The following is a 13644-nucleotide window of genomic DNA, read 5'->3' on the forward strand; positions in this document are numbered from 1 at the left end:
GCCGAAGGCGGATGGGGGCGCGCGGCAAAGCCGCGCTGCTGTTGGCTTTTCCACGCCAAATCAAGAGCGCGTTCCATATGTCGCGCGTTCGGGGTGCTGGCCCCCTTCCGCCCTTCGGGCACCTTCCCCCGCAGGCAGGGGAAGGAAGCGCAAAGCCCTAACGTTGCGGCGGCTGGCAGGAGTCGCGAACGACCACATGCGGCCGCACGCTGGCGGATGCCAACGGCCCCTGGCCTTCAGGCTGGAGCAGCATGGCGGCCGCTGTACGCCCGGTGTCACGGGTGTTGCGGCGAACCGAGGTCAGCGAGGGCGACAGGCGTGAGGCCAGCGAGCTGTCGTCGTAGCCGATCACCGACAGTTCGCGCGGAATGTCGATGCCGGCGCGCAGGGCCACTTTGTACACACCCGCGGCCATTTCGTCGTTGCCGGTGAAGATGGCGGTGGGGCGGCGGTCGCCCAGCAGCAGTTTTTCGGCCGCCGCCAGGCCGGATTCGAAGGTGTAGCCGGCCTCGACGATACGATCTTCCGGCAAGGTGATGCCGCGCTTGCGCAAGGCGTCGAGGAAGCCGGCGGAGCGCTCCAGCGTGGAACGGTAGGCCACGGGGCCGGTGATCAGGGCCACGTCGCGGTGGCCCAGTGACAGCAGGTAGTCCGCCGCTTCCGCCGCGCCGTCGCGGTCGTGGGTGATCACCGTCTGCGAGGTTTCGTCCATCGGTACTGCGGCGATCCGCACGTAACGGCAGCCGATGTCCTTGAGCATCTCGACCAGCGCCTGATCTTCCGAAGCGCGCGGCACCAGGATCACGCCGTGCAGCTTGTGCTGTTGCGCAAACCGGCGCACGCCCTCGATGTAATCGGCGCTGCGTGAATCGCAGGGGTGCACCACCAGTTCGAAGCTGGACCCGCGCAGCGCGTCGAGCGCGCCGTACTGCATGTCCACCACGTACTGGGCGGTGGGGTTGTCGTACACCATGCCGATCAGGAACGAGCGCCGGAACGCCAGCCCGCGTGCCATCGGGTCGGGCGCGTAACCGACCTCGCGCATCAACGCCTCGACCTTGTCGCGGGTGTCTTTGCGCACCAGCGGCGAGTTGTTGATGATGCGCGAAACGGTTTTCTTGGAAACACCCGACAGCCGTGCGATGTCGTTGATCGTCACGGTTTTGGAATCGGCCTTCTTGCTCAAGGGAATCCTTTGGAATCCTTCTGCGCGGGCCTTTCGACCATCGGGTTTCAGTCCAGCGCGCGGTAACGGAAATGGTGGAATGTCACAGCCCCGGTGCCGGCCGCATAGATCGCCGGTTTCAGGGCCAGGAAGCCACCGGCCACATTGTGATGGTAACCCGAGACGTCCATTTGCACGGGATACTTCTGCCAATGCTGGCCATCCTGCGAAGTGTGCACCGTCAGGATGTTGCGGTTGTTGGTGACCCGCAACCACAGTTTTCCGCCCGTGCGGCTGGGCGGCAGTGACGCGGGGCGGTCCTCGCCATAGCGGTGCAGGATGAACTGTTCGCCGTTGCTGCCCACGCCCGCATACAGGCGGTCGCTGTAGAACAGCAGGGCGCCGCCGGTGGCGCCGGGGGCGATCTCCATTTCCACTTCGAACTCGTAGGCCCGGTCGCCGGCGATGACCGTCAGCGGCGAGCTGTCGCGCGGGGAATGGCCCTTGCCCTGCACGGCGAGGTCGCCGTCCTTGAAGGACAGACGTCGGTACTCGTCGGGGCCGGGCTTGAAGAACGCCCATTGCGGGCCGAGCCGGTCGCCGCTGAAACCGTCCGACAGCGCCATGCCGTGGGGCAGGGCCTCGCCGGCCGGCTTGGCCAGTGGCTGGCCCAGGTCGCCGCCCTTGGCCACGAACCAGCCGTCGGCCGTCCACGCGATCGGGTCCAGCAGCATCTGCCGGCCCAGCGTGTAATAGCCGTTTTCGTAGCCGTGGTAGACCATCCAGTCGCGTCCGTCGATGCCCTCGACCACAGTGGCGTGACCGCGGGACCACCATGGCTCGTCACGGCTGACGGTGCGCACGATCGGGTTGTACGGCGAGTTCTGCCATGGCCCGTGGATGGAGCGCGAACGGGCGCTGATCACCATGTGCCCGGTCGGCGGGCCGGCGGTGCCGCCCACCGCGGTGGTCATGTAGAACCAGCCATCGTGCCGGCTGATCTTGGGGCCTTCCTGTGAGTAGCTCTCCACGTCCCAGCTTTCCGGGTAATGCCAGCCGTCGTAGACGTGTTTGGGCGTGCCGACCACGCTGAGGCCGTCGTCGGCCAGTTGCACGTAGTCGCCGCCGGAGAGGAACAGGTAGCGCTTGCCGTCCTCGCCCACCGCGTGGCCGGGGTCGATGTAGGTGGGCAGACCCAGGCTGACGGGCTCGCTCCAGGGACCGTCGATGGCGTCGGCCCAGACCACGAAGTTGTCGCGCTTGTCGGCCGTGCGCGCCGCGAAGTAGATGTAGTAGCGGCCCTTGTACTTGACCAGGTCCGGCGCCCAGATCGACCCCACGTCGGTGCGGATCGCATGGCCCAGCGGCTGCCAGTTCACCAGGTCGCGCGAGTGCCAGATCGGCAGGCCCGGGTAGGCGTCGAACGAGGACAGCGTGAGGTAGTAATCCTTGCCGTCCTTGAGCACGGACGGATCGGGGTGGTCGCCGGACAACACCGGGTTGAGGAAGCTGCCATTGCCCAGGTCGGCCATGCGCTGGTGCTCAATGCCGCGCTTCCAGGGTTGCGTTGTGTCGGCGGCCAACGCGGGGCCGGCCATCACCATGCAGGCGACCAGCATCAGCAGGCGCCTGCATGTCGTATCAAAAAGCCGTCCGTGGCTGGGGAGTAACCGTGCGATGGATCGTGGATTCATGGGGTGCTCGCTTGTCAGTGCCGCATCAGCGCCGGCAGCCACAGCGACAGCTGCGGGAAGAAGGTCACCACCAGCAGACCGGCCACGGCCGCCAGCCAGAACGGCCAGATCGTCTTCATGGATTCGGCGACGCTGATCTTGCCGATGGCAGTGCCGATGAACAGCACCGAGCCCACCGGCGGCGTCACCAGGCCGATGCCGCCGCTGATCACCAGCACCATCGCGAAGTGGACCGGGTCGACGCCATAGGCCTTCACCACGGGCAGGAAAATCGGCGTGCAGATCAGGATCATCGGCGCCAGATCCATGAACGTGCCCAGGATCAGCAGCAGCACCACGATCATCAGCAGCACGGTGGTCTGGTCGTGGGCGATCATGCCCAGGAAATTCACCATCGCCACCGGCACTTCAAGATAGGCCAGCAGCCAGCCGAACACCGCCGCCGTGGCGATCACGAACAGGATCACGCCGGTGCCCTGCGCCGCGTGCACCACGGTGTCCAGGAAGCCGCGGAAACTGAAATTGCGATACAGCACGCCGGTGACGAACAACGCGTAGACCACCGCGATCGCCGCCGACTCCACCGCCGTGAAGATGCCGGCGCGGATACCGATGAAGATCAGCGCCACCAGTCCCAGCCCGGGCAGCGCCGCGATCAGCAGCTTCGCCACCTTGCGAAAGCCGGGGAACGCTTCCACGCCATAACCACGCCGACGCGCCACGCAGTAGCCGGTCACCATCAGCACCACGGTCATCAGCAGCGCGGGCAGGATGCCGGCGGCGAACAGGTCGCTGATGGAAATGCTGCCACCGGCAGCGGCCGAGAACAGGATCAGGTTGTGCGATGGCGGCACCACCAGCGCCACCAGCGCCGCCGTGATGCTGACGTTGACCGCGAAATCCCGGTCGTAGCCGCGCTTGACCATCTGCGGAATCATGGTGCCGCCCACCGCCGACACATCGGCGATGGCCGAGCCGGAAACGCCGCCGAAGAACAGCGAGGACAGGATCGACACCTGGCCCAGGCCGCCGCGCAGGCGCCCCACCAGCGAGGCGGCGAACGCGATCAGGCGCTCCGAGATGCCGCCGCGCATCATGATCTCGCCCGCGAAAATGAACAGCGGAATGGCGACCAGCGACGCCGTGCCGATACCCGCACCGATCTGCTGCACGAGCACCACCGCCGGCAGATCCAGATACCACAGCGTGGCCAGCGCCGCCGCCGCCAGCGAGAAAGCCACCGGCACGCCAAGCACCAGCAGCACACCGAAGACGATGAAAAGAATCGCAATGCCCATGGCTCAGTGGTCCCCTTCAGTGGTCGTGGGGCGCAAGGCCAGCACCAGCCGATTGATCGCGAACACCAGCATCAGCGCGCCGCCGATGCACAGCGGCAGGTAGTTGATGCTTTGCGGGAAATCCGCGCCGGCCGTCTTGATGTGCACGCCATCCATCCACAGCATCCAGCCCCACCACGCCAGCACGGCGCCGATGGTGGCGACCACGATCTCCACCACCACTTCCAGCGCGCGCTTGAGTCGCGGGCCGAGCGCGCCGGCCAGCAGGAAGAAGCCGAAATGACGGTTGCTGTGCACCGCCGCGGCGGCGCCCAGGCTCATCGCCGTGCTCAGCAGCAGGATCGTCAGCGGCTCGGTCCAGCCCGGCGAATCGTTGATGACGTAGCGGGCAAACACCTGCCAGCCCTGCACGGCCACCAGGCCAAGCATGGCGAACGCGGCGATGTGGATGGCGATGCGCGCAAGCACTTCCAGCCACCGCTGGGGGCCTGTCGCGTGGTTGTCAGTTTCAGACATCGATGCCAACCCTCAGACGAATTCGCGGATACGGCGATAGATTTCGGCAACGTCCGGCTGCTTCAGGTACTCCTGCAGCAACGGCGCCGCCGCCGTGCGGAACGCGACCATGTCCACCGCGTTGGCTTTCACGCCGTGCGCCAGCACCGTCTGCCGCGCCTTGCCCTCGGTGGCGTCCCACTGCTGGCGCATGACGGTGACCGAGCGGCGGCCCAGATCCAGCAGCAGCTCGCGATCGGACGGCGTCAGCTTTTCGAAATTGCGCCGCGACATCAGCAGGATGTCCGGCGCGTACGAGTGTTCGGTTTCCGACCAATAGCGCGCCGACTCGTAATGCCGGCTGGACTGGAAGCTGATCATGTTGTTCTCGGCACCATCGATCATGTGCGTCTCCAGCCCCGAGAACGTGTCGCCGAGCGACATCGGCGTGGGGTTGGCGCCGAACATGCGGATCAGCTCCAGGAAGATGTCCGAACGGGCCACGCGCAGTTTCAGGCCGTGCAGGTCTTTCGGTTCCACGATCGGGTGCTTGGTGTTGTAGAAGTTGCGCGTGCCCGAGTCGTAGATGGCCAGGCCGATCAGGTCGCGACTCTCGAAACCGCGCAGCACGGCCGCGGCGACGCCGCCGTCCAGCGCGTGGCGCATGTGCGCCACCGAGTCGAACACGTAGGGCAGGCACAGTGCCTGGGTCAGCGGGAACGCGTTGTTCAAGGCGCCCGAATACACGCGGGTGATGTCGATGGCGCCGAAGCGCGCCATGTCGATCGCCTCCGACTCGCGGCCGAGCTGGCCGGAGTGATACATGCGCAGGCGCAGGCGGCCGTCGGTCTGCCGCTCCAGTTCCTTGCCGATCCAGTCGACCGCGGTCACGGTGGGGTAGTTGGCGACATGCACATCCGACGCGGTCAGCAGCTTGCCGCCGGCACTGTCCTTGCCGCCCATGCCGGCCGAGGCGCCGTTGGAACAGGCGGCCAGGGCGGAGGCGGCCAGCGTGCCCAGGCCGGCACCGAGAAAACCGCGACGTGTAATCATTTCCCCCTCCCCTGCATGATCTTGTTCCTCAGCCGGCGGGGCTGGGCGTGGCCCGACAGACGATCTTGGTACTGCCGAAATCGATCAGCGCCAGCTGGCCCACGTCGATGTCATGAATGCCGGTGGCGTTGCCGGTGGCGATCAGGTCGCCCTTTTTCAGTGGCCGGCCGCGCAGGGCCGAGCGACGCAGGGCGAAGGCGAAGGCACCGCGCAATCCACCCGGCAGATTCGCCGCGCCGCCGGTGCCCACCACCACGCCGTCGATCTCGGTGCGCGCGGTGAGCTTCGATTCGTCGCACGTCGTCCAGTGGTCGATTTCCGGCCCCAGCACCAGGCCGTTGTTGTTGCCGAAATCGGACACCACCACGCGCGGGCCCAGTTTGTTGATCGTGGCCAGCGGGCTGCTGGCCACTTCCACGCCGACATGCAGCCGGGTGGGCAACAGCCCCGCTTCCTCCGGCGTCCACTCCAGCTTGTCGGCCGGCGCATCCGCTTCCAGTTGCAGCACGTATTCCGCTTCCACCGCGGCAAAACCACCGGCGCCGGAAAACACCGGGATATCCACGATGGCACCGGTGGCATTCCACAGATTGCGACGGAAAATGGGGCCCAGCAGACGTTCGTCGCCGGAAACATCACGGCGATCGGGGGCGATGTAGCCGATCTTCCAGCCCACCACCACATCGTCCCACTGGGCGATGGCCAGGTCCTGCACCTGATAGGCGCTGACCAGATCCGGCGGAATCTCGCCGGGGAAATCCGGCAGTGATCGACCGGCGCGCCGCGCTTCCACGAATCGGTGGGCAATGTCTTCCCAGGCGGAAACGGTCGCGTTCCGGTGACCTTGCTCGTTGCTCAAGTGACTCTCCTGATGGTTGCTGCACTGCCCATCGACAATACGGTGATTGCTATATATGGTCAACCGGTGTCATCTGGCAATAGGCAGTGCACAAATTTCGCCCACTCCCGCTCATCACGGAGCCGCACATGTCCCCATCGCATCGGTGCAAGCGACTGTTTGTCATGGTATTGACGCTGTTTCTCTGTTCCTTCGTCCCGTTGGCGGCAGCCACCGCCGACGGTGAGCCGGCGCCCGGCTCGGCCGACCGGATCAACCTGTGGCCGGCCGGATTGGCACCGGGAGACAAAGCGCTCGCCCAGCCGCTGCAACTGGTCGAGCGCAGCACCGATCCGGCCCTGCCGGATCGCTACGTCACCCACGTCAGCGAGCCGTATCTGGTCGTCTATCGCCCGGCCCGGCCCAACGGCGTCGGCCTGCTGGTCACGCCAGGTGGTGGCTACAAGCGGGTAGTGCTGGACAAGGAGGGTTCGGCGATGGCGCCGGCCTTCGTCGAGCAGGGCGGCGTGACTTTGTTCGTGCTGCGCTACCGCCTGCCCGGCGAAGGCCGCGCCGACCGCGAGGCCGCGCTGGCCGATGCGCAGCGTGCGCTGCGGCTGATCCGCAGCCGCGCCGCGCAATGGCGACTCGACCCGCATCGCATCGGGGTGATGGGCTTTTCCGCCGGCGGCCACCTGGCCGCGCGGCTGGGCACCGGTTTCGACAAGACGGTTTACCCGGCCACCGATACCATCGACCAGGTCAGCGCGCGGCCGGATTTCGAGCTGCTGATCTATCCGGTGATCGACATGGCCGGGCCGGACACGCATGGCGGCTCGCGCGATCGGCTGCTGGGCCCCCATCCGGATGCGCAACTGCTGCGCCAGTACTCGATGCAAGACCTGGTGCGGCCCGACACGCCGCCCACCTTCCTGGTTCACGCGCAGGACGACCCGGCCGTGCCGGTAGGCAACGCGCTGCAGTTTTACCGCGCCCTGCTGCGTGCGGGTGTGCCCACCGAGATGCACCTGTTTCCCCACGGCGGCCACGGTTTCGGCGTGCGCGGCACGCACGGCCTGACCACGGCCGCCTGGCCGCGGCTGGCGTTGGACTGGATCGCCACGCAACCCGAGAAGGTTTCGCCATGAGCGCCGCACCGATGGACCCGCAACGCCGCCACTTCCTGCGCGCCAGCGCCTTCGGCTCGCTGGCCGTCGCCTTGCCGGCCGTCGCCATGGCCGGTTCGGGCAGCAGTAAATCCAGCCCGATCGCCCGCCTGCGCAGCGGCCGCGTCGCGGGGCAACTGGAGCAGGGTATCCACGTGTTTCGGGGCATCCCGTATGGCGCCGACACGGCGCCGCGCCGGTTCCAGCGCGCCGTGCAGGAGCTGCCGTGGCGCGGCGTTCGCGACGCGTTCGATTACGGCCCCGCCGCGCCGCAAACCAGCGCCGAAGGGCCGGGCAGCGAGGATTGCCTCTACCTCAACGTGTGGACGCCGGCCCTGCGCGATGGCGGCAAGCGGCCGGTGCTGGTGTATATCCACGGCGGCGCCTTCAGCAATGGCTCCGGCAGCGATCCGCTCTACGACGGCACCCACCTGAGCCAGCGCGGCGACGTGGTGGTGATCACCCTCAACCACCGGCTCAACCTGTTCGGCTATCTGTACCTGGCCCAGCTCGGCGGTGCAGCGTTCGCCGACTCCGGCAACGTGGGCCAGCTCGACCTGATCCAGGCCTTGCAGTGGGTGCAACAGCACGCCGCCGAATTCGGTGGCGACGCGGACAATGTCACCGTGTTCGGCCAATCCGGCGGCGGCGCCAAGATCGCCACCCTGATGGCGATGCCGGAAGCCAAGGGCCTGTTCCACCGCGCCTGGACCATGAGCGGCCAGCAGGTCACCGCCGCCGGCCCGCGCGCTGCCAGCCAGCGCGCGCAACTGGTGCTGGATCACTTCCACGTCGACGCCGACGCCTTGCGCCGCATGCCGCTGGAAAAACTGTTGCAGGCGATGAAGATCCGCGATCCCTCGCGCATGGAAAGCACCAACCTGTACCTCGGCCCGGTGCTGGATTCGCAGGTGTTGCCGACGCACCCGTTCTGGCCGCAGGCACCGGCGCAATCGGCCGGCATCCCCATGGTCATCGGCAACACCCACGACGAAACCCGCGCTTTTCTGGGCCACGACCCGGCCAACTTCAACCTGACCTGGGACGATCTGCCGGCCAAGCTGGAAAAGCAGCAATACGTGGACCTGCTGCCGTCCGTGGTGATCGCCGAATACCGCCGCCTGTACCCCGACTACACACCGTCCGATGTGTTCTTCGCCGCCACCACCGCCGGCCGCTCCTGGCGCGGCGCCGTCGAGGAACTCGAAGCCCGCGCGCGGCAGGAAGCACCCACCTGGGCGTACGAGCTGGACTGGTACGACCGCCATGGCGACGCTGCCAGGCTGCGCGCGTTCCACACGCTGGACATCCCGCTGGTTTTCAACAACCCGCGGCAACCCGGCTCACGCACCGGCGGCAGCGACGACGCCACGCGCATGGCCGATGCGATGAGCGACGCCCTGCTGGCACTGGCCCGCCACGGCAACCCCAACCACAAGGGCCTGCCGCACTGGGACGCTTATTCGCTGGCCCGCCGGCAAACCATGCTGTTCGACACCGATACCCGCCAGGCCGACGACCCCCGCGGCGCCGAACGCCGCCTCTACGCCCAGGTCCCCTTCATTCAGCGCGGCACGTTCTAAAGCGAAATTCCTTCCCCCGCTCGCGGGGGAAGGTGCCCGACAGGGCGGATGGGGGCGCACTTTCCCTTCTCCCGCTCGCGGGAGAAGGTGCCGAAGGCGGAAGAGGGCGCTCTTGATCTGCGCTTTCCCCGCAAGAACGAAAAGCCCCCCATCAGCCCTCCGGGCAGCTTCCCCCGCAGGCGGGGGAAGCAAGCGTTGGTCCCTGCGCGAGATGTTCCTTCCCCCGCTCGCGGGGGAAGGTGCCCGACAGGGCGGATGGGGGCGCACTTTCCCTTCTCCCGCTTGCGGGAGAAGGTGCCGAAGGCGGAAGAGGGCGCTCTTGATCTGCGCCTTCCCGCAGGAGCGAAAAGCCCCCCCATCAGCCCTTCGGGCAGCTTCCCCCGCAGGCGGGGGAAGCAAGCTTTAGCCGTTGCGCGAGATGTTCCTTCCCCCGCTTGCGGGGGAAGGTGCCCGGCAGGGCGGATGGGGGCAAGCTTTCCCTTCTCCCGCTCGCGGGAGAAGGTGCCGAAGGCGGAAGAGGGCGCTCTTGATCTGTGCCTTCCCGCAAGAACGAAAAGCCCCCCATCAGCCCTTCGGGCAGCTTCCCCCGCAGGCGGGGGAAGCAAGCGTTGGTCCCCGCGCGAGGTGTCCCTTCCCCCGCAAGCGGGGAACAAGCTTTTGAGGTTTACAGCGGGCTGGCGATGCGCGCCGCCGTCGCCTCATCCGGTCGCGCCACCAGCGCACCGGTGCGCATCAAACTGACGCTGTAATGGCCCTCATCCACCAGCGGCAAATACGCGCCGCTGCCGAACACGGTGTCCACCTCGGGCAGCCATTGCGGATAGCTGCGCTTGAGACTCAGCAGGTCGAAACCATCGGTGGGGCGAAAACTGATCACCGTCCGCGGCGCGGTGGCTTCCTGCTCCGGATCGTCGTAGCGGCCGGACAACCGATCGAGCCGATACAGCGGCGGCAAACCACTTAGCAGTGCCGGCAACTTCCATTTCAGCACCACCGCCTCCACCCGCCAGTCGTCACCGGCCAGCTGCACTTGCCGCGTGCTGCCGTCGGGCCAGCTCAGGGTGAGCGCCCAGCGCTGCGGCGACAGGATGCGCGCGTCGATATCCACCACCGGGCTTTCCTGTGCCAGCAGCCGGTAGCCGCGCAGCGCGTAGCCCATGCCGCCGAGCACCACGGTCAGCGCGAAGAACAGCAGGCACAGCAGCGCCCGCCCGCTGGCCGCGAACCGGCGGCCGCCGTGCAATCGCTGGCGCACCATGACCAATTGCACCAGCGTGGCCAGCGCGAAGAGCGCCGCCAGCACCAGCAGCACGGTCATCGGCATGCGCAGCCATGTGCTCCATTCCATCGTGGTTCCTCGTTGCGCGTGATGCGCGAATGCAGTTGCGCATGATAACGGCAGCGGGGATGACGGCAGCGGGCCGGCGTAGCAGGTGGCTCGCTATACTGCCGCGAGTCTGGCGCCGAGGCGCCTTCCACCGCCCTTCCGGATACCGACATGCGCCGATCCCTCCTGCTGCTGCCCGTTTGCCTTGCCGTCGCCGCGCTTGCCGGCTGCGGCTTGAAGGGACCGCTGGTGATGCCGCCGGCCAAGCCGGCCAGCGCACCGGCGCCGGCGGCACCCGCGCCGGCAAGCACCGCCGTGCTTCCGGCCACCCAGCCCGCCCAACCCTGAGCGCGACCATGTCCCTGGCGTTTTCCAAGATGCACGGCATCGGCAATGACTTCGTGGTGCTGGATTGCCGCCAGCAGCCGTTCGCGCTGGATGCCGCGCAGATCCGCGCGCTGGCCGACCGCCACACCGGCGTCGGCTTCAACCAGTTGCTGAGCGTGGAACCGGCGCGCGATCCCACCTGCGCGTTCTATTACGGCATCTGGAACGCCGACGGTACGCCCTCGGGCCAGTGCGGCAACGGCGTGCGTTGCGTGGCGGCCTGGCTGCACCGCGCTGGCGCGCTGGCGCTGGGCGAGGATGTGCGCATCGAAAGCCCCTCCGGCGCGGTCACCATCCGCGTGCTCGATCCGCAGCGGGTCACCGTGGACATGGGCGAGCCGCAGTTCGATCCGGCGCGGCTTCCATTCCAGGCCGATGGCGCCGCCGTCGACTACGCCATCGACGCCGATGGCGAGGCGCTGCGCATCGGCGCGGTGTCGATGGGCAATCCGCACGCGGTGATCCCGGTGCACGACCTGCACGCCCCCGCGCTGGAGCGCATCGGCCCGCTGCTGTCCGTCCATCCGCGCTTTGCCGAAGGCGTCAACGCCGGTTTCGTGCAATCGATCGATCGCGGCCGCCTGCGCCTGCGCGTGCACGAGCGCGGCGCCGGCTGGACGCTGGCCTGCGGCACCGGCGCCTGCGCCGCCATGGCGGTGCTGCGCGCGCGCGGCGAGGTCGACGACTCGGTGACGGTGGAACTGCCCGGCGGCGCGTTGCAGATCGACTGGGCCGGCCCCGGCCAGCCCCTGTGGATGACGGGCCCGACCGCGTTCGTGTTCGAGGGCGAATGGCTGGCCATCGACGCCATGCATTGAAGCGCGGCCGCGTCCATCGCACACTGGCCGTTCGCTGGCGGATCGTCTCTGCCGTCACCCGTAGCTTCGAGGATCACCGCGCATGACCGAAACGCTGCTCGACGACGCCACCCAGGGCCGCGTGGTGGCTGCCTACCTGAAAAGCCATCCGCAGTTCCTCAGCGATTACCCCGAGCTGGCCGCGCAACTCACCATGCCGCACGAAAAAGGCGCGGTGGCGTCGCTGGCGATGTACCAGTTGCAGAGCCTGCGCGACAAGAACGCGGAGCTGGAGCGGCGGCTGGGCGACCTGATCGCCATCGCCGCCGACAACGAAAAGCTGATGGAGCGCGTGCATGCGCTCACCGTGGCACTGCTGCGCGCCAACACGGTGGAAGTCACCGCGCGCAGCGTGGTGGCCAAGCTAAGCGCCGATTTCCACACCGACCAGGTGCGCCTGCTGCTGTTCGGCAACCAGCCGGAATTGCCGCGGGCACCGTGGCTGCAGCAGGTTCCCGGCGGCGCCGCCGAGCTGCCGGAGTTCGCCGATTTCCTGCAACAGCACGAGCCCGTCTCCGGTCGCCTTTCGCCGCAGAAACTGGAGCGGCTGTTCGGCGATGACGCCGATCACGTGCATTCCGCTGCGGTGATGCGGTTGGACCACACCGGCATGCTGGCCATCGGTAGCAAGGACCCGGACCGCTTCCAGCCCGGCATGGGCACGTTGTTCCTGAAGATGATCGCCGCCACCGTCACCGCCGCCCTGGCGCGCGCACGGGACGTTGCCTGAGCCGGCGATGAGCCCCGCCAGCCAGGTCGACGCATGGCTGCAACGCCTGGCCAGCGAGCGCCAGGCGTCCGTGCACACGGTGGACGCCTACCGCCGTGACCTGGCCAAGTTGCTGCGTTTCATGGAGGCGCAGGGCGTGGCCACGTTCGATGCGCTTGACCCCAACCGCATGCGCAGCTTTGTCGCTGCCGAACATCGCGCGGGTCTTTCGGCAAAAAGCCTGCAGCGGCTGCTTTCCTCCTGCCGCAGCCTGTTCCGCCAACTCATCCGCGAAGGCGCGCTGGCGCACGATCCGCTGACCGGCGTGCGCGGCCCCAAGGTGCGCCGCAAACTGCCGCAAGTGCTGGACGTGGACGAGGCCGGCGCGCTGGTGGAAACCGACAGCGGCGGCAAACTGGCCGTGCGCGACCGCGCCATGCTGGAGCTGTTCTATTCCAGCGGCCTGCGCCTGTCCGAGCTGGTCAACCTGCGCTGGATCGATCTGGACCTCGACGGCGGCGAAGTGCGCGTACTGGGCAAGGGCGGCAAGACCCGCGTGGTACCGGTCGGCCGGCCGGCCGTCAGCGCGCTGCGCACACTGGGTACCGCCGAAGGCATGCAGCCGGACAGCGCCATCTTCCGCGGCCGCGGCGGCGCCCCCATCAACCCGCGCACCGTGCAGCTGCGCATGAACAAGCTGGCCCTGCAGCAAGGCTTGCCCAAGCACGTGCACCCCCATCTGCTGCGCCACACCTTCGCCAGCCACATGCTGGAATCCTCCGGCGACCTGCGCGCCGTGCAGGAACTGCTCGGCCACGCCGACATTGCCACCACCCAGATCTACACGCATCTGGATTTTCAGCACCTGGCGAAGGTGTACGACGCGGCGCATCCAAGGGCGAAGCGCAAGCCGTAACCGCCGCGCCTCAAGGTTGAAAGACACCGTAACTCCCTCTCCCCTGCGGGGAGAGGGTAGGGAGAGGGGGCACGCCGAGTGGAAGCCACAACGAAGCCACTCACGACGCCGAAAAGCCCCTTTCCGACAAACTCTCCCGCAAGCACCGCCCCCTCT

Annotated in this window: 13 protein-coding genes; 6 read left to right on the forward strand and 7 right to left on the reverse strand. The window is 67.6% G+C overall.

Annotated features, from left to right (window positions below):
- Positions 1-157: 157 nt before the first annotated feature.
- From UU9_RS13875 to UU9_RS13900, 6 genes are all read right to left on the reverse strand, one after another.
- Positions 158-1186 carry a LacI family DNA-binding transcriptional regulator gene (locus UU9_RS13875; RefSeq protein ID WP_007082393.1) on the reverse strand — a complete coding sequence of 343 codons (1029 nt, stop codon included), beginning with the start codon at positions 1184-1186 and terminating at the stop codon, positions 158-160.
- Positions 1187-1233: 47 nt separating this feature from the next.
- A complete protein-coding gene (locus tag UU9_RS13880; protein WP_007082394.1) occupies positions 1234-2784 on the reverse strand; it encodes a family 43 glycosylhydrolase in 1551 nt (516 codons plus the stop codon).
- 89 nt (positions 2785-2873) lie between these two features.
- Positions 2874-4157, reverse strand: a complete 1284-nt coding sequence (locus UU9_RS13885; RefSeq protein ID WP_007082395.1) for a TRAP transporter large permease — start codon at positions 4155-4157, stop codon at positions 2874-2876.
- A 3-nt stretch (positions 4158-4160) separates the two neighbouring features.
- Positions 4161-4673, reverse strand: coding sequence for a TRAP transporter small permease (locus UU9_RS13890; RefSeq protein WP_007082396.1), 513 nt, complete (start codon positions 4671-4673; stop codon positions 4161-4163).
- Positions 4674-4685: 12 nt separating this feature from the next.
- Positions 4686-5705 (reverse strand): TRAP transporter substrate-binding protein, encoded by a 1020-nt coding sequence (locus UU9_RS13895; protein WP_007082397.1) that lies wholly within the window; start codon positions 5703-5705, stop codon positions 4686-4688.
- Positions 5706-5733: 28 nt separating this feature from the next.
- Positions 5734-6564, reverse strand: coding sequence for a 2-keto-4-pentenoate hydratase (locus UU9_RS13900; RefSeq protein ID WP_007082398.1), 831 nt, complete (start codon positions 6562-6564; stop codon positions 5734-5736).
- A 164-nt stretch (positions 6565-6728) separates the two neighbouring features.
- Here UU9_RS13900 and UU9_RS13905 point away from each other — a divergent pair, with 164 nt between their 5' ends.
- Positions 6729-7691, forward strand: coding sequence for an alpha/beta hydrolase (locus UU9_RS13905; protein WP_007082399.1), 963 nt, complete (start codon positions 6729-6731; stop codon positions 7689-7691).
- Entirely contained in the window at positions 7688-9292 is a 1605-nt protein-coding gene (locus tag UU9_RS13910; RefSeq protein WP_007082400.1) for a carboxylesterase/lipase family protein, read from the forward strand. Before UU9_RS13905 ends, UU9_RS13910 begins: the two co-directional genes overlap by 4 nt.
- A 664-nt stretch (positions 9293-9956) precedes the next feature.
- On the opposite strand, the gene UU9_RS13915 is transcribed toward UU9_RS13910, so the two are convergent.
- The gene (locus UU9_RS13915; protein ID WP_007082401.1) at positions 9957-10640 is read right to left on the reverse strand and encodes a hypothetical protein; all 684 of its coding nucleotides are present in this window, start codon (positions 10638-10640) and stop codon (positions 9957-9959) included.
- Between the two features lie 150 nt (positions 10641-10790).
- Between UU9_RS13915 and lptM the strand changes: the two genes are divergently transcribed.
- The 4 genes from lptM (at position 10791) to xerC (ending at position 13488) form a co-directional block, all read left to right on the forward strand.
- Entirely contained in the window at positions 10791-10967 is a 177-nt protein-coding gene (gene lptM, locus UU9_RS13920; RefSeq protein WP_007082402.1) for an LPS translocon maturation chaperone LptM, read from the forward strand.
- A gap of 8 nt (positions 10968-10975) precedes the next feature.
- On the forward strand, positions 10976-11824 hold the full coding sequence (gene dapF / locus UU9_RS13925; protein WP_007082403.1) for a diaminopimelate epimerase: 849 nt from the start codon (positions 10976-10978) through the stop codon (positions 11822-11824).
- An 82-nt stretch (positions 11825-11906) separates the two neighbouring features.
- Entirely contained in the window at positions 11907-12593 is a 687-nt protein-coding gene (locus UU9_RS13930; RefSeq protein ID WP_007082404.1) for a DUF484 family protein, read from the forward strand.
- A gap of 7 nt (positions 12594-12600) precedes the next feature.
- A complete protein-coding gene (xerC, locus tag UU9_RS13935; protein ID WP_007082405.1) occupies positions 12601-13488 on the forward strand; it encodes a tyrosine recombinase XerC in 888 nt (295 codons plus the stop codon).
- Positions 13489-13644: the final 156 nt, after the last annotated feature.

The sequence above is a fragment of the Rhodanobacter fulvus Jip2 genome, from assembly GCF_000264315.1.
Classification (GTDB): domain Bacteria; phylum Pseudomonadota; class Gammaproteobacteria; order Xanthomonadales; family Rhodanobacteraceae; genus Rhodanobacter; species Rhodanobacter fulvus.

What these genes read in the sequence shown, in the direction of transcription:
- UU9_RS13880 (WP_007082394.1), bottom strand. Translation starts at nt 2,784, where the DNA reads ATGCTGGTCGCCTGCATGGTGATGGCCGGCCCCGCGTTGGCCGCCGAC.
- UU9_RS13885 (WP_007082395.1), bottom strand. Translation starts at nt 4,157, where the DNA reads ATGGGCATTGCGATTCTTTTCATCGTCTTCGGTGTGCTGCTGGTGCTT.
- UU9_RS13890 (WP_007082396.1), bottom strand. Translation starts at nt 4,673, where the DNA reads ATGTCTGAAACTGACAACCACGCGACAGGCCCCCAGCGGTGGCTGGAA.
- UU9_RS13895 (WP_007082397.1), bottom strand. Translation starts at nt 5,705, where the DNA reads ATGATTACACGTCGCGGTTTTCTCGGTGCCGGCCTGGGCACGCTGGCC.
- UU9_RS13905 (WP_007082399.1), top strand. Translation starts at nt 6,729, where the DNA reads ATGGTATTGACGCTGTTTCTCTGTTCCTTCGTCCCGTTGGCGGCAGCC.
- UU9_RS13910 (WP_007082400.1), top strand. Translation starts at nt 7,688, where the DNA reads ATGAGCGCCGCACCGATGGACCCGCAACGCCGCCACTTCCTGCGCGCC.
- UU9_RS13915 (WP_007082401.1), bottom strand. Translation starts at nt 10,640, where the DNA reads ATGGAATGGAGCACATGGCTGCGCATGCCGATGACCGTGCTGCTGGTG.
- lptM (WP_007082402.1), top strand. Translation starts at nt 10,791, where the DNA reads ATGCGCCGATCCCTCCTGCTGCTGCCCGTTTGCCTTGCCGTCGCCGCG.
- dapF (WP_007082403.1), top strand. Translation starts at nt 10,976, where the DNA reads ATGTCCCTGGCGTTTTCCAAGATGCACGGCATCGGCAATGACTTCGTG.
- UU9_RS13930 (WP_007082404.1), top strand. Translation starts at nt 11,907, where the DNA reads ATGACCGAAACGCTGCTCGACGACGCCACCCAGGGCCGCGTGGTGGCT.
- xerC (WP_007082405.1), top strand. Translation starts at nt 12,601, where the DNA reads ATGAGCCCCGCCAGCCAGGTCGACGCATGGCTGCAACGCCTGGCCAGC.